This is a genomic window from Clostridium sp. (assembly GCF_050717515.1).
In the GTDB taxonomy this organism is placed as follows: domain Bacteria; phylum Bacillota; class Clostridia; order Clostridiales; family Clostridiaceae; genus Clostridium_AD.
The window spans coordinates 22,946-38,192 of the sequence record NZ_JBOITL010000039.1 but is presented as its reverse complement, the minus strand read 5'-3'; the positions used below and the strand labels follow the sequence as shown (position 1 = coordinate 38,192).

24 protein-coding genes are annotated in these 15,247 nt (G+C 34.4%); all 24 read left to right on the top strand.

What is annotated here, in order from left to right:
* The first annotated feature begins 62 nt into the window (after nucleotides 1–62).
* Complete coding sequence (locus ACREV6_RS22225) at nucleotides 63–224, top strand: hypothetical protein (RefSeq protein WP_431580234.1); 162 nt, start codon at nucleotides 63–65, stop codon at nucleotides 222–224.
* A 132-nt stretch (nucleotides 225–356) separates the two neighbouring features.
* Nucleotides 357–1,148 (top strand): Rha family transcriptional regulator, encoded by a 792-nt coding sequence (locus tag ACREV6_RS22220; RefSeq protein ID WP_431580233.1) that lies wholly within the window; start codon nucleotides 357–359, stop codon nucleotides 1,146–1,148.
* A gap of 24 nt (nucleotides 1,149–1,172) precedes the next feature.
* On the top strand, nucleotides 1,173–1,760 hold the full coding sequence (locus tag ACREV6_RS22215) for a sigma-70 family RNA polymerase sigma factor (RefSeq protein ID WP_431580232.1): 588 nt from the start codon (nucleotides 1,173–1,175) through the stop codon (nucleotides 1,758–1,760).
* Nucleotides 1,761–1,916: a hypothetical protein gene (locus ACREV6_RS22210; protein WP_431580231.1), complete on the top strand. Its 156-nt coding sequence runs from the start codon at nucleotides 1,761–1,763 to the stop codon at nucleotides 1,914–1,916. It abuts the gene before it with no gap.
* Between the two features lie 6 nt (nucleotides 1,917–1,922).
* On the top strand, nucleotides 1,923–2,114 hold the full coding sequence (locus tag ACREV6_RS22205; protein WP_431580230.1) for a hypothetical protein: 192 nt from the start codon (nucleotides 1,923–1,925) through the stop codon (nucleotides 2,112–2,114).
* A complete protein-coding gene (locus ACREV6_RS22200) occupies nucleotides 2,089–2,271 on the top strand; it encodes a hypothetical protein (protein ID WP_431580229.1) in 183 nt (60 codons plus the stop codon). The genes ACREV6_RS22205 and ACREV6_RS22200 overlap by 26 nt, the downstream gene beginning before the upstream one ends.
* A 76-nt stretch (nucleotides 2,272–2,347) precedes the next feature.
* Nucleotides 2,348–2,482 carry a hypothetical protein gene (locus ACREV6_RS22195; RefSeq protein WP_431580228.1) on the top strand — a complete coding sequence of 45 codons (135 nt, stop codon included), beginning with the start codon at nucleotides 2,348–2,350 and terminating at the stop codon, nucleotides 2,480–2,482.
* Between the two features lie 58 nt (nucleotides 2,483–2,540).
* Nucleotides 2,541–3,518, top strand: a complete 978-nt coding sequence (locus ACREV6_RS22190; RefSeq protein ID WP_431580227.1) for a DUF1351 domain-containing protein — start codon at nucleotides 2,541–2,543, stop codon at nucleotides 3,516–3,518.
* Between the two features lie 14 nt (nucleotides 3,519–3,532).
* On the top strand, nucleotides 3,533–3,790 hold the full coding sequence (locus ACREV6_RS22185) for a hypothetical protein (protein WP_431580226.1): 258 nt from the start codon (nucleotides 3,533–3,535) through the stop codon (nucleotides 3,788–3,790).
* The gene (locus ACREV6_RS22180; protein WP_431580225.1) at nucleotides 3,791–4,063 is read left to right on the top strand and encodes a hypothetical protein; all 273 of its coding nucleotides are present in this window, start codon (nucleotides 3,791–3,793) and stop codon (nucleotides 4,061–4,063) included.
* Between the two features lie 39 nt (nucleotides 4,064–4,102).
* Nucleotides 4,103–4,564, top strand: coding sequence for a hypothetical protein (locus ACREV6_RS22175; RefSeq protein ID WP_431580224.1), 462 nt, complete (start codon nucleotides 4,103–4,105; stop codon nucleotides 4,562–4,564).
* Nucleotides 4,564–5,730, top strand: coding sequence for a DUF2800 domain-containing protein (locus tag ACREV6_RS22170; RefSeq protein WP_431580223.1), 1,167 nt, complete (start codon nucleotides 4,564–4,566; stop codon nucleotides 5,728–5,730). The genes ACREV6_RS22175 and ACREV6_RS22170 overlap by 1 nt, the downstream gene beginning before the upstream one ends.
* A complete protein-coding gene (locus tag ACREV6_RS22165) occupies nucleotides 5,723–5,917 on the top strand; it encodes a hypothetical protein (RefSeq protein ID WP_431580222.1) in 195 nt (64 codons plus the stop codon). Before ACREV6_RS22170 ends, ACREV6_RS22165 begins: the two co-directional genes overlap by 8 nt.
* Before the next feature lie 49 nt (nucleotides 5,918–5,966).
* A complete protein-coding gene (locus ACREV6_RS22160; protein WP_431580221.1) occupies nucleotides 5,967–6,443 on the top strand; it encodes an NUMOD4 domain-containing protein in 477 nt (158 codons plus the stop codon).
* A 41-nt stretch (nucleotides 6,444–6,484) separates the two neighbouring features.
* Nucleotides 6,485–7,057 (top strand): DUF2815 family protein, encoded by a 573-nt coding sequence (locus tag ACREV6_RS22155; RefSeq protein ID WP_431580220.1) that lies wholly within the window; start codon nucleotides 6,485–6,487, stop codon nucleotides 7,055–7,057.
* A 6-nt stretch (nucleotides 7,058–7,063) separates the two neighbouring features.
* Nucleotides 7,064–7,240, top strand: coding sequence for a hypothetical protein (locus ACREV6_RS22150; RefSeq protein ID WP_431580219.1), 177 nt, complete (start codon nucleotides 7,064–7,066; stop codon nucleotides 7,238–7,240).
* Nucleotides 7,241–7,251: 11 nt separating this feature from the next.
* A complete protein-coding gene (locus ACREV6_RS22145) occupies nucleotides 7,252–7,521 on the top strand; it encodes a hypothetical protein (protein ID WP_431580218.1) in 270 nt (89 codons plus the stop codon).
* Nucleotides 7,522–7,537: 16 nt separating this feature from the next.
* The gene (locus tag ACREV6_RS22140; protein ID WP_431580217.1) at nucleotides 7,538–9,493 is read left to right on the top strand and encodes a DNA polymerase; all 1,956 of its coding nucleotides are present in this window, start codon (nucleotides 7,538–7,540) and stop codon (nucleotides 9,491–9,493) included.
* 39 nt (nucleotides 9,494–9,532) lie between these two features.
* The gene (locus ACREV6_RS22135; protein WP_431579731.1) at nucleotides 9,533–9,781 is read left to right on the top strand and encodes a hypothetical protein; all 249 of its coding nucleotides are present in this window, start codon (nucleotides 9,533–9,535) and stop codon (nucleotides 9,779–9,781) included.
* Nucleotides 9,782–9,824: 43 nt separating this feature from the next.
* Nucleotides 9,825–10,847 (top strand): hypothetical protein, encoded by a 1,023-nt coding sequence (locus tag ACREV6_RS22130; protein ID WP_431580216.1) that lies wholly within the window; start codon nucleotides 9,825–9,827, stop codon nucleotides 10,845–10,847.
* Nucleotides 10,848–11,213: a hypothetical protein gene (locus tag ACREV6_RS22125; protein ID WP_431580215.1), complete on the top strand. Its 366-nt coding sequence runs from the start codon at nucleotides 10,848–10,850 to the stop codon at nucleotides 11,211–11,213.
* Nucleotides 11,206–12,231, top strand: a complete 1,026-nt coding sequence (locus tag ACREV6_RS22120) for a nucleoid-associated protein (RefSeq protein WP_431580214.1) — start codon at nucleotides 11,206–11,208, stop codon at nucleotides 12,229–12,231. Before ACREV6_RS22125 ends, ACREV6_RS22120 begins: the two co-directional genes overlap by 8 nt.
* 15 nt (nucleotides 12,232–12,246) lie before the next feature.
* Nucleotides 12,247–12,567 (top strand): hypothetical protein, encoded by a 321-nt coding sequence (locus tag ACREV6_RS22115; RefSeq protein ID WP_431580213.1) that lies wholly within the window; start codon nucleotides 12,247–12,249, stop codon nucleotides 12,565–12,567.
* Between the two features lie 42 nt (nucleotides 12,568–12,609).
* Complete coding sequence (locus tag ACREV6_RS22110) at nucleotides 12,610–15,039, top strand: virulence-associated E family protein (RefSeq protein WP_431580212.1); 2,430 nt, start codon at nucleotides 12,610–12,612, stop codon at nucleotides 15,037–15,039.
* Nucleotides 15,040–15,247: the final 208 nt, after the last annotated feature.

Below are 15,247 nucleotides of genomic sequence, written 5' to 3'. Positions count from 1 at the left end.
TGTAACCAAAAATTCTTAATCAACATATTATAAACTAATATTATTTTTAGGAGTTATAAAATATGAGTGTAGTAACGTTAATCCTTCCAAAAGATATGACCATTTTGGAAAAAAAATATGCAGAGGTATTGGCAGACATAATAGCAGAAAAACTAACGCCAGAAGAACTGGAACATTTAATTTCAGAACTTGATAAAAAAGAAATAAAAGAAAATATTAGTTAAATCAATCCAAAGATATAAAGCAAGCAACATACCTATCTAAACAAATATCAAATACATACCTAAATTATATTGCACCCCATATGGTGTACAAGCCCCAGCAGAGGGTAAATAAAATTGAAGGAGGTCAAGCTAATGCATAATCTAACAATATTAAATAAAAACGGACAATTCGTAACTGACAGCAGGGAAGTTGCAGAAGTGACAGGTAAGGAACACCCACATCTTCTTAGAGATATAAGAGGCTATATGGTAATTTTAGGACAATCCAATTTTGGATACTCCGATTTCTTCATTGAAGATGTTTACTTAAATTCTCAAAATAAAGAACAGCCTTGTTATCTATTAACTAAAAAAGGATGTGACATGGTAGCTAATAAAATGACTGGAGCAAAAGGAATACTTTTCACTGCGGAATATGTTACTAGATTTGAAGAAATGAAAATGCAGGTACAAGCACCTATACAAGAATTATCTCCGCAGCTCCAACTACTTATAAACATGGAACTGGAACAAAAGAAATTAAGAGAACAACTTAATGAGGTTAATCATAATGCTTTAGAAGCAAAAGCAGAATCGGCAGCAGTAAAGCAAGACCTACAAGGGATTAGGGATGTTATTACTTTAAGTCCTAATTCCTGGAGACCAGATACATCTGCATTAATAAATAAAATGGCATTGGGTGCAGGCGGATATGACCACATTAGGGTTATAAGGGAAGAAAGTTATAAATCCTTATGCGAAAGATTTGGAGTTGATGTTAAAACGAGGCTTACCAATAAGAGAAGAAGGATGGCTGATGAAGGTATTTGTAAGTCCAAGAGAGACAAGCTCACAGTGTTGGATGTTATAGCAGAAGATAAGAAGCTAATTGAGGGTTACGTGGCAATAGTAAAAGAAATGGCAATTAAATATAAAACTGCATAAGTAAAAATTAGGAGGCTGATTAAAATGCAAGAGGAACTTATCCAACAATTTAAAAACGGAAATAAAAGAGCGGGAGACGATTTTTACAATGAAAATCTAGGTTTAGTTTGTACTATAGCTAAAAAATATAAATGCATGAATATGGATCAAGAAGAGGTTTTAGCAATAGTTAACCAGGCATTTGCTCACGCAATGAAAAATATAGATTTAGAAAAAGCTATGTTCTCCACATACTTTGGAGCGGTGGCACATGGCATGATATTAAGGCATTGTCGAGATTTTGAAAATACTATTAGAACACAAAGGAAAGATATCTTAGCAAAGAAAACAGTGTACTGCGACAGTTTTAGTCAAGTAATAGCCCACAGTGAAGGCATAGACATAACATTGGGCCAGAGTCTTAGTTCTGAGCAAGATTTTACAAGCTTTTGGGTTGATGAAGCCTTGAACAAATTAAATAAAAAAGATAGACAGGCTTTCAAGATTCAACTATCAACTGGACTTTCACAAACGCAGATTGCAGAAATGCTTGGGACAACTCAGATGACTGTGAGTAGAAGAATAGCAAGAGCAAAAGCCTCACTTAAAATTATATTGAAAGAGGTGAGTTAAATGACACTTGGAAGAACTAGATGCGAAGAGTGTGTCCATGCGCATAAAAAAGTTACTCTGGAACCTTGTAGTAAATGTGCAGAGATCCAATTTGTAAAGAAGAACTTTGAAAATCAATTTCTAGATGCTAGCAAAGATTTGATGAAGGAGGACTAAACAAAAATGCAACTCATTGAAGTTGTTCCTTTCAAGAATGTTAAAGAAAGATTTAGGTTAGTAGAAAAATATAGATTAATTCCTAATTGTATAGCGGAAGTATTTAGAGACTATCTGTATGTAGAAGTATTCGACTTTGATATAAGAAAAAAGCGAAAGGGAAGGAGAAAACATGCTAAGAAAAGCATTAGAAAATAGAGTTGGACATCTTAGTAATACAGAGTTTGCAGTAATAGCAGAGATAATAACAGATGATTTAAAGTTCAATAGAGTTAGCTTTAAAAAGCACACAAGCTTAAATTATGTATTGGATATTGCGGTTAGGTGTGTAGAGGTATTCAGAAAATGCGCATAAAAAAGAGTCCTTTGGCGAGGACCCTAAAGTAAAACATTTCAATAACATTATATCAAAAGGAAGTGAAATTGTATAGATGAAGGAGAAATATAGACAAGCACTTGAAGAAGTACTAATGAATCTAAGATCTGTTGATGAACCTAATTCAGGAGATAGCTACATTAATGACTCAATCATAATAATTACAAAGGTCTTAGAGGAGGTAAAGTGATGGAAACAATTTGGATTTTTGATGAGACTACAAATTCATATATAAGGGAGGAAAATTAATGAAAGAATTAGCATTAGTATCGCAAACCACACCTGCAGTAGTTACTTTTAACTACACTGAAATAGATGCACAGCTTGATGTAACACTTAAGAAATATAGTGGTTTAGTATTTACCGAGGACACAGTAAAAGAGTGTAAAAAGACTATTACGGAACTTAGAAAGGGTAAAAAATCCTTAAATGATTTTAAGATAAAAACTAAAGCATTATTAACTGAAGATATCACAAAGTTTGAGGAGCAATGTAAAAAGCTAAGTGATAAATTTGATACTGTTATAGATCCAATAAATATCCAGGCTGATGCCTTTGAGGTTACTAGGATAGCGAATAAGAGAGCTGAAATTCAAACAATTATAAACACCTTAACTGATGAAAGGTTCTTGGAATACAAATATTATAGTCAGTTGGTAATTACGGAACAGATGTTAAACAAAGGCCCCAAGATAAAAGATATTACTGTGGATCTAACCAAGCAAGCAGATATATTATTATCTTTGCAAAATGTAGAGGAAGCCAACATTGAGTTAATAAAATCAAAGGTCGAACTTGCTAACTCTCAATATGGTGTTACTCTTCTAAATAATTTGTACTTGTCATTGCTCAGTGATGGTGAAGACGTTAATAGCTTAATTAAAATGATTAATGAAAATGCTGAACAAACTAAAATTAAGGCTGAAGAAGCAGAGGCTGAAAAATTAGAAATAGAAGCAAGGAAAGTTGAAAGAGCGGCCAAGCTTGAAGAAGATAAGAAAATTTACAAAGAGAGACAGGATGCACTAAATGCAAGAAGATCTTCTGATGTAACAGCATGGGAAGCTATAGAAAAGTCAAAAGTTGTTACACCAAGTCCGCGCTCAGTAGAGACCCGTGAAGAAGCAGAAGTAATGGCTACCGAAACTTACACAGTTACTGGAACAGAGGCGCAACTAGATGCTCTTGAAGAATATTTAAATGTTAATGGTTATGTCTGGATATAAGGAGGTGGATATAGATGAATGAAAAAATAGCCCTGGTTAAGTTTGATAAAAGTACAGGAGTAGAATACATGGAATACTCTTATCGGACAGATATAGAAGATTTAAAGAAAGATGATGTGCTCGTGTTACCAACTAACAATTCATACTCAATAGGTTACTTCTCAAGGTATTCGAGCAATAAGCAGCACATTAGAAATGCTACTAAGTGGATTATTCAGAGAGTAGATATTGAAGCTTTTGAAAACAGAATGTTTTTAGGAGGGTTTGAATAAATGAAAGGAAATTTAAAACTAGTTCAAGACATTATGCTTAGAGCTATAGAGATTACAACTACACAAAACCAAGATGTATCTTTTGAGTTCTTTCCGCTATCAGGGGTTCTAACAATAGCAATTTATTTTCAAGGTAAATGTGTTAATGGCTTAACTAAGTCCTGGAGTGTAAATGTAAAAGAACATGGGTGCCTAGATGAAGTTTTAAAGGATTTAAGTGCTATTGAAGAAACAAAAGAACCTGGCATTGTAGAAGATGAATTTTTAGGTTAACCCAAACAATATTAAAATTTTAAGGAGGAAATATAATTTATGAAAATAACAGCAGAATTTAATTCAAACGAGGAACTTTTAAGCTTCATTGGTGCATTTGGTACTAAGAGCTTCATACCAAGCCAAGGTGTTACTAATACAACTAATGTGGTTACGCCTGTAGAAGTTAAAAAAGTAGGTAAGACTGAGGACAAGCCTGTAAAAATGGTATCAACTACAGGGGTTAATGATGAGCAAGTACTAGAGAAAGAAATCATTTCAGCTAAAGATGCTGAAATTGTTGCTAAGGAAGAAGCTAAGATTATCCCAGCTAAAGAAGAGATAAAGGAAGAAGCTAAGGTAACTAAGGAAATGGTAAGAGAAAGACTTGGAGCAATAATGAAAGCTGGCAAGCAGGCAGAAGTTAAAGCACTTGTAGCACTACATGGTGCTAGTAAGTTACCTGATCTAAAAGAAGAGGAATATGCAGCAGTCTATGAGGAAGCAGAGGAATTATTATAATGGCACAACATGCAATACTAAGTGCAAGCGGTGCTAAAAAATGGTTGACTTGCCCACCTTCTGCAAGATTGGAACAACAATTTGCAAATAAAACATCTGAAGCTGCAGAAGAAGGAACCTTGGCACATGAGTTAGGGGAGTTAACACTTAGAAAAGAATTAAAATTTATAAGTACTAGGAAGTTTAATTCTGAGTTTAAGAAAATAGAAGTGAATGAACTTTTTAGCTCAGACATGCCTGATTATGTAGATATTTATGTAGCTACTTGCTTGGAAAAGGTATCAGAGGCAAGAGCAAAAACCTCAGATGCAGTTATTAATTTAGAACAGAGACTTAATTACAGTAGATGGGTACCAGAAGGATTTGGTACAGGGGATATGGTTATTATTGCGGATGGAACAATTGAAATTATCGACCTTAAATATGGTAAAGGTGTTCCGGTAAGTGCAATTAATAATAATCAAATGAGACTTTATGCATTAGGAGCTATAGCAGAGTTTGAATTTTTATATGATATAGAAAATGTAAAAATGACTATTATTCAACCTAGACTAGACAGTATTAGTACAGATGAAATAAAAGCAGAAGACCTATTGAAGTGGGCGGAGGATATTCTAAAGCCCACCGCAGACTTAGCATTCAAAGGTGAGGGAGATTTCTGTGCAGGAGAGCATTGTAGCTCTGGATTTTGCAGAGCTAACGCAGTGTGTAAAGCCAGAGCTGATAAGAACATGGAACTTGCAGTATATGAGTTCAGTGAAGCAACAACATTAAGCACAGAGGAAATTGCAGACATTATAGGTAAGTGCAATGACTTAGCTAAGTGGGCCAAGGATATACAAGAGTATGCGCTAGAGCAAGCGGTATCAGGTATAAATTATCCCGGCTGGAAGCTAGTTGAGGGTAGAGCAAATAGAAGATACACAAATATTGATGCTATATCAGACATTCTGATGGATGAATTCACACAAGATAAAGTATATAAACCTGCTGAAATACTTGGTATATCTGCTATGGAAAAATCAATTGGTAAGAAAAAATTTAATGAGTTAATTGGTGATTATATAGAAAAGCCAATTGGGAAACCAGTCCTCGTTGTTGAGACAGATAAAAGGGAAGTATTCAATAAAGCTACTACAGATTTTGGAGTTGTTGCTGATGGCTAAAAAAATATATGACACAGAAAAAGTATTATATCTTTATGAAAAGTATGCAACTCTTACCGCGGTACACATGAGATTAGGGTATGCTCCTAGATCAATAAAAAAGATATTAGCAGAAAATGGAGTAGAACTTAAAAAATATGTACCTGCAAGATGGGATATTAAACAAAGTTTTAAGAAAATAATTTAAATTAAAAGGAGATTAATAATTATGGCAATGGTAAAAGCTGATTTTCAAAATGATTGAAATATGGAGAGACATAAAAAATTATGAGGGGCTTTACCAAATCAGCAACCTGGGGAAAGTAAAGAGCTTTCATAATAGAAAGGAAATAATCAGAAAACCTTGTTTAAGTAAAGGCTATAGAATGGTTAAGCTCCACAAGGATGGAATATACCAACCTATTACTATCCATAAATTAGTTGCAACATATTTTATCCCTAATCCTGATAGTAAGCCACAAATAAACCATATTGATGGATTAAAAGAGAATAATATTTATACTAATTTGGAATGGTGCACAGGAACAGAAAATATAAAACACGCTTATAAAATAGGTTTAGAAAAAGGCAGACCAAAAATAAACAGGGAACAGGCAAAAATCATTAAAGGGATGAAAGGTGTTAAAAGTTTAAGCAGTATAGGAAAGATGTTTAATGTTAGTAAAACTACAATATGGAAAATATTCAATAATAAAAGATGGATTGAATTATAAAAAATAATGGTGGGCAACCCCCACAAAAGGAGAAATATATTATGGCAATAGTAAAAGCAATGCGTTCAGGAACAAAGGTAACTACAGGAAAGGTTAGATTAAGTTATGCGCACCTATTCGAAGCACACGCAATAGAAGGAAATGACCCTAAATTCTCAGTTAGTGTAATAATTCCAAAGAGTGATAAAGTAACTCTTCAAGCAATTAAGGAAGCGGTAGAGGAAGCTAAGGAGCTAGGGAAAAGTAAGTTAGTTGCAAAAAAAGGTGGACAAATTCCTGCTAATATAAAAACTCCTTTAAGAGATGGGGATGAAGAGAGACCAGATGATGATGCTTACGCTAATTGTTATTTCTTAAATGCTAGTAGCAAAAATAAGCCAGGTGTAGTTGACCAAGATGTACAACCAGTATTAGATGCTACTGAAGTATATAGTGGCTGCTATGGTAGATTAACAATTAACTTTTATGCTTTCTCAGCTTCAGGTAATAAAGGAATAGCAGCAGGACTTGGAAATGTACAAAAGTTAGCAGAGGGAGAACCTCTAGGTGGGTTTACAAGTGCTGCAAGTGACTTTGATTCAGTAGAATCTGCGACAGATGATTTCTTAGGTTAAAAAGTTATGAGTGATGATGGATGTTTAGGGTTCTCCGAATTTAACGGAGAATCTACAGAGTATGATTGTGAATATGAATTTAGTGGAGAAGTAGATTGCGGAAGTTGTATATTCAATCATAACATACCACTAGACTGTAGAAAGCAAGATCCAAGAGTATATCCTTATGCTGAGGAAGAATAGGAGTGAATTAAATGGCAATAGATAACAAAACAATTGAAACTAAAAAACAAGCTAAATTTTTTCTCTTAGTAGTTAAAAGAGATGGTGTTAAAAAATATATTGATAAGAAATACTACTCATTAAAGCATATAGATTGCACAGTTATAATAACAAAAGCAAAAAGATTTAGTACAGAAATAGCCGCTTTGAACTTTTATAAGGAAGTGCTAGACAATACAGATTCTGATGTAGAATTTGTTGCAATAGTTCCATTAAAAATAGAGTACAGTATTGATTTATAAATAAGGAGTGACTTAAATGGCTGATGTCTTATGTATAGATGTGGAGACATACAGCAGTGTAGATATTGCAACCTCAGGGGCTTACAAATATTGTGGAGCCCCTGATTTTGGAATAATGCTATTTGCTTATGCTTTCAATGATGAAGAAATTCATATAATAGATTTTGATGCAGGTGAAATAACACCACAGAGAGTAATAGATGCTCTTTGCAATTCAAATACAATAAAATCTGCTTTTAATGCAAACTTTGAAAGAAATGCTATAAGAAACTTTCTAAAAACACCAACACCACCAGAGATGTGGCAATGCACGATGGTAAAAGCTTTAACAATGGGATTACCCGGCTCTTTGGGTATGGTCGGTACTGCAATGCATCTACCTGAAGATAAGCAGAAGATGAAAGAGGGTAAAGCGTTAATTCAATACTTCTGTAAGCCTTGTAAACCAACAAAAGCTAATGGTGGCAGAACTAGAAATCTACCTGAGCATGATATGGAAAAGTGGGAAATATTTAAAACCTATTGTTGCCAGGATGTTGAAGTTGAGAGAGACATAAGAAATAAATTAAGTATATACCCAACTACAGAAAAAGAACAAAGGCTTTGGGAACTGGATCAACACATAAATGATAGAGGTGTAGGAACTGATTTAGTAATTATAGAAAAGGCTATTGAGTGCGATGCTACTTATTCTGAAAGACTTAAGATTGAAGCTAGAGAAATAACAGGGTTAGCTAATCCAAATAGTACAGCTCAATTAAAAAAATGGATAGGTAATAAATTAGGTACTACAGTAACAAGCCTCACAAAAGAGAGCGTGGGAGTACTACTAGAGGAAGTTATAAATGCTGATGTAGTAAGAATTTTAGAATTAAGACAACTTATGGCCAAGACTTCTATTAAAAAATATCAGACAATGGAAAATTCAAGATGTGAGGATGGCAGAGTGAGGGGATTACTACAGTTCTACGGTGCTAACCGTACCGGTAGATGGGCAGGAAGATTAGTCCAAGTACAAAACCTTCCACAGAACCATTTACCTGACTTAGATGATGCTAGGAATTTAGTAAGAACAGGTCAATTTGATGAAATAGAATTTCTATATGATAGTATTCCAGATACTTTAAGCCAACTTATAAGAACCGCTTTTATACCTAGAGAGGGTAACAGATTCATGGTAGCAGATTTTAGTGCCATTGAAGCAAGGGTAATTGCATGGCTTGCGGGTGAAAAATGGAGACTAGATGTTTTCAATACTCATGGGAAAATCTATGAAGCCTCAGCAGCTCAAATGTTTAAAGTACCAATAGAGTCAGTTACAAAAGGTAGTGACCTGAGAGGAAAAGGTAAGATAGCAGAATTAGCCCTTGGGTATGGTGGCAGTGTTGGAGCTCTTACTGTAATGGATAAAAAGAAAGAGATCCCAGAGGAGGACATGCCAGGTCTGGTTAAAAGCTGGAGAAGTGCAAATGTTAATATTACAAAGTTCTGGTGGGATTGTGATAAGGCTGCTAAAAAAGCTATTACTGAAAGAACAACGGTTTGTATGCAATTTGGTCTTAAATTTATATATGATCCAGGGGTTTTGTTTATACAACTACCCTCAGGTAGAAAACTAGCCTATATAAGACCTAAGATTGAAGATGGTCAGTATGGTAAGCCTATTATAACCTACGAGGGCATGGAGCAGACAACTAAACAATGGACCACATTAGACACCTACGGACCCAAACTAGTTGAGAATATAGTTCAGGCAGTTGCAAGAGATTGTCTTGGTGAAGCAATGTTTAAAGTTGAAGCTGCAGGTTATCCAATAGTTATGCATGTACATGATGAAATAATAATGGATGTACCAAAAGATTTTGGCACCATGAAAGAAGTTAATGACATCTTTGGAGAAACTTTAGACTGGGCCCCTGGACTTCCACTTGGCGCTGATGGATATGAAACAGAATATTATAAGAAAGATTAATACGGATTCTGAAAAAAGTGTGAAGGAGAGTGAATTAAGGTGAAAACTAAATTTCCAATACTCGGTTCAAAACCAAAAGAATATATCCCGTTAGATATAGTAAATCTACATGGAGAGCAAGCAATTAGAAATCACACTCAAACATTGAAGAGATTAGCTGAACGCGGAGGTCTTGGTTGGGTTGAAATGTTATTTGTATTAGAAGATAAGGATTATGATTTTTATACTAAATTAACAGAAACGGAAGCTAGAACTAAGGTATTAGATATTGTTGATTTGCAAAAGTAATACGTAATTCAAGAACATGGCGGAGTAAAAAGGAGGTTATACCTTGAACCGAAAAGATAGGAGATCACAGCCCAAAGAACTTCAAAAGGCTAACAAGGATATCAATAGTTTAACACCAATGCAAGCAAGAGTAGTAGACCTAGTTGCTATGGAACGAGCAGATATAATAGTTAACAAATATATACAAAACTTTGAAAAGCTATTTGATAGGAACATGAGTGCAGCGCTAATAGATTATGGAATTGACTACAATGACATATCTGATATACAAACTAATATGTCAAGAATGTTACTTGAAGACAGTAGAAAAAGTGAAAAATTAGAGGAGGGAAATTTTAATATGACTGAAATTGAAAGTAAAGTTTTAGCAGAGGTAAAGGATTTATTAGATAAAGAAGTTAGTAAAAAAGAAAGTATAGAACTCCTAAGAGATAAGTTCCCAAGGTTAAGTAGATCAATGCTAGTAAATGCTTATGTAAAAGTTAAAAGGGAAATGGGCCTCACTGAAAACAGAATATCTAAAGAAGTTGTGTATGCAGAGTTTGACAGATGCGCAGTTAGATTAAGCGGACCAGATATGGTAACTAATATAATAAATAAGTTTGGGTTTACTGAAACCACTGCTAAAACTTATTATTCTAAGTGGAAAAATTATTACATGATGGGAAAAATAGAGATTGATCCTATTGCTCCTGCTGATGCCCCAGTAATTAAAAATGCAGCTGCACCAACAACACTTTCAACATTGAAAACTCATGTGCCCGCTATTAAACAATTAGAAGAAAATGCTAAAAAGATAATTGAGGCAGCTAAAGAAAGACAATGCCTAGAGCCATTAGTAATAAAAGAAGTGGAGGTTATTAAAGTGAAAGGATTAAAAGTAATAGAATCCAAGGTTGTGGTAAGAAAGACAATTAAGGTAGAAGGCAGTAATGGGATGTATGATGCAGACACTGAAAAGGGTGTAACACTTAGCAGAGAAGATATGAGCATATCATTTTCTAATGAAGAACAATTAGATGAATGGGTTTCAGAGGTCAAAGCAGTTCTGAATATGGTGATATAAATGGAATTAACAGTAGGACTTCTTGAAAATGAGCTTAGACAGTTTTCAAAAGGAACAGCAGTGCATGTAAGCTGTGGTTGTTGCAATCATGGGGCCTTAGGAAATGAAACAATATTAGGTATAGCAGATAAAACTAATCAGACTTATGGGTATATAGAACTTAATCTCAATAACTCCAGTAAGGCAGAGGTAGAGCTATCAACAGATAAAGAAGAATTCTACAAAGTAGAAGTAGCTAAGTTAAACAAAATCATTAAGGAGCAAGACCGTAAGCTAAAAAGGTGTAAAGACTTTGTAGAATCTAGTTTAAGTGATAATGAACGGATGCTCAAACAAATAAAGGGAGAGTGTAAAATTTATGGATAAAATTAGAGATATTTCAATTAATGAGGCAATACTTCATGTATTAGATACTGGTGCAGATGAACCAATCTTAAATAGTTATATGATGGAGCTCACAGAGGAAAGATATAAATTTATACTAAGTCACATTGAGAGAGTCCTTAAAGATGAAAATTTAAAATATGCTTCATTCAAGTCTAAAAACACAATTGTTAAAGAAGTTAGCCAGGACTACTTGAATGGAAGAATAGATTTAGGTATAGCTTCAAAGGAAATTGTAAAAGAATTATTTGAAATAATGAAAGACAATGATGATATTCCTTCCTGTGACCTTTTAGTTATATCTTTCAGTACTGAATATGGCCCAATGATGGGAATACTAAAGATGGATTATGTTAAGCAATATACCCACAAAATTGACATTGTTGATAACAATGTTGGAATAGGATTAGTTCCTATAATAACAGGATTATCCGCAAGCAAGAAAGTACAAAAGGCTGCATTCATTAGACCTATAAGAGATGGCCAAGCCTATGACTTACTTGTATTCGATAAGAAGCCAGTTACAGATACTGATGGAGTTAATTACTTCTTAGATACATTCATTGGTTGCTCTTTAATAGAAAATGATAGAGATGCAACTAGACATTTTATGAATAGGATTGAATTATGGACAAGAAGTAATTGCAAAGATGAAGCAGTTAAAGCAGAGAGAATAAGAACTTCTGTTAAAAGGATTCTGAGGAATGCTGAAGATGTAAACATATATGATATTGCGGAACAAGTAATTTCATCTTACGAGCCAGAAGTTAAAAAAGACTTTATAGCATATTTTCAAGAATGTAATTTAGAAAAGTTCCAAGTAGATAAAGAGTATTTAGAGAAAAAGCTAAGTAATATAAAAATTAAAGTTAGTAGTGATATTGAATTAAGTATCACTGGGGATGCTTATGTGGATAGTAGTATGTTTGAAATCAAAGACAATGGTGATGGATCCATTACTATGATGATTAAAAATATAGACAATTATGTTGAGAAGTAGGAGGCTCTAATATAAATGATTGATGAAGGATTACGAGAAGCAGTTAAAACATTAGCTTGGGAAGAACTACAAAGAGCCAACAAAATTCATCCTCAGTTCGTGGACATGCACCAGGGCTATGGAGTTATTAAAGAAGAAGTTGAAGAGTGTGAGGAAGTTTTGAAGTTAATAGATATTAATTCAAAGTATTTATGGCGCTGTGTCAGGACTGATAATTTGGAAATATTTAAAATTCAAGCTGAAGTAATCAGAAAACACGCAATAGAATTAGCACTGGAAGCTATCCAAGTTGCAGCAGTAGCTCAAAAACTTATAAGTATTGTAGAAGAAGTTTAAGAAACAACATATAAAATATTTGCATAGGAGGGTGGTGATAAATTGGAATATGTGACAGAAGATAAGAAGATTGTAAAAATTAAATATGATGGATCAATAGCGTTAGCTTCAGGTAAAAGTAAAAAAGAGATTCATTGGAAAAACAAAAATATGCTGTACTCAGCTCTTGTTGAAAAGCTAAGTACTACAACAAGAACTCCTGAGACTTACAGTGAATATAAGAAAATGCCAAAGACTGATAGAGACAATATTAAAGATGTTGGAGGATTTGTAGGAGGGTCACTTAAGAATGGTCGTAGGAAGGCTGAGAACGTTGCAAATAGAACATTATTATCATTAGACCTAGATTATGTTAATGGTGATGTATGGTCCAGTATAGAAATGTTATGGGACTTTGGGTGCTGTATGTATTCAACTCATACACATGCACCGGATAATCAAAGATTAAGATTAATTATTCCTTTAAGCAGACCAGTTCTTCCGGACGAATATCAAGCAATAGCTAGAATGGTTGCAGATGATTTGGGGATAGACCAATTTGATGATACTACCTATGAACCTTCAAGATTAATGTATTGGCCATCAACTAGTGCAGATGGTGATTATGTGTTTAAGGTCCAGGACTTAGCTTGGTTAAATCCGGATACTATATTAGCTAGATATACCTTTGGGTGGCAGGATGTAAGTTATTGGCCTGAGAGTTCAAGAGCCAGGGCAAAGATTACTAGTGCTATTAAAAGGCAAGAAGATCCGCTTGAAAAGAAAGGTGTTATAGGAGCATTTTGTAGGACCTATAGTATAAGTGAAGCAATAGGAGAGTTCTTAGAAGATGTTTATACTGCAGGTGCAGATGATACAAGATATACATTTGTAGATGGAAGCACTACAGGTGGAGTTGTAGTTTATGAAGATAAATTCAGTTTTTCACACCATGGAACGGACCCAACTAGTGGAATATTGTGTAATGTGTTTGACTTAGTAAGAATTAATAAGTTTGGGCACTTAGATGATGATATTAAAGAAGATACCCCAGCTAATAGAATACCTTCATTTACACGAATGTCAGAGTTTGCGAGTTCTGATAATAAGGTAATGCTGACTCTAGGTAAAGAACGTATGGAGAAAGCCCAGGAGGATTTTGACACTGTTGTTAGTGATGAAGAGGTAAGCACTGATTGGCTAAAAGAATTGAAATACACAGAGGTTGGAAAGTTAAAAAGTACTATAAGTAACTTTTTATTAGTAGTAGAGAATGAACCAATGCTTAAAGGTAAAATAGCCTACAATGAATTTTCTAACAGAGCTGTAGTTATTGATAAGCTTCCTTGGAGAAGTGATGATAATAAGTCAGACTGGGCAGATATAGATGATAGTGGACTTAGAGAATTTATTGAAAAGTATTATGCTTTAAGCTCCACCGCAAAATGCGCGGATGCATTGGCCCTAAGTTTTGAAAAGCATTCTTACCATCCAATTAAAGATTATTTAAATAGTCTTACTTGGGATAAAGTAAAACGATTAGATACATTATTTATAGATTATCTAGGGGCAGAGGATAAACCCTATGTACGAACAGTAACACGAAAGATAATAGTTGCTGCAGTTGCAAGAGTATTTGCCCCTGGGATAAAGTTCGATAACATGCCAGTATTAAGTGGACCACAAGGTATAGGTAAAAGTACACTTATTAAAAAGTTGGGTAAGGATTGGTATTCAGATAGTTTAACAACTGTACAAGGCAAAGAAGCCTATGAACAACTACAAGGTGTGTGGATGATAGAAATGGGTGAAATGATGGCTACAAAGAAAGCAGATATTGAAGCTACAAAGCATTTTCTATCTAAGACAGAGGATATATACAGAGTTGCCTATGGAAGACGTACAAGCAGATTCCCAAGGCAGTGTGTGTTTATAGGTACAACTAATGACAGTGAGTTTCTGAGGGACAGGACCGGTAATAGAAGATTCTGGCCAGTAGATGTTGGGGTAGTTCCTCATACTAAAAATGTATGGGAAGATTTAAGTAAAAATGAAATTGACCAAATATGGGCTGAAGCTGTAGAGCTATGGAAAAGTAAAGAGCCACTTCATCTGAATAAAGATGAAGAGAAAGAAGCAGCTCAACAACAAGATTCTCACAGTGAAGAGAGTGCTAAAGCCGGATTAATTGAAGAATATTTGAACAAGCCATTACCTGAGGATTGGTATAGCTTAGACATTCCTCAAAAAAGAAGCTATATACAAGGTTCTGATTTTGGAGACTCACCAGAAGGAAATATGGTGCGAGAAAAGACCTGTGTTATGGAAATATGGTGTGAACTATTTAATGGTGACCCTAAACAACTTTCACCTATGGGTGCGAGAGAAATAAATGATATTTTAAGTGGGATTGATGGTTGGGAAAAGCATAAAAGCAAATTAAGATTTGGAAAAACTTATGGCGTGCAAAGGGCTTTTATACGTCAAAATTAACGTTACCAAAGTCCAATTGTAATATTTTGTGTGTGTTGCCAGTGTTACCAATAAAAAGCACCTTGGTAACGTCTTTGGCAACACCCTAAAGCTAGGTAAGGCAATGCTTAAAGGGTTAGTGTTGCCAGTGTTACCAAAATATAATATATAAGTAGTATTTATATAATTAGGCATATACACGAGAGCACCTATATGCCTAAACGCACGA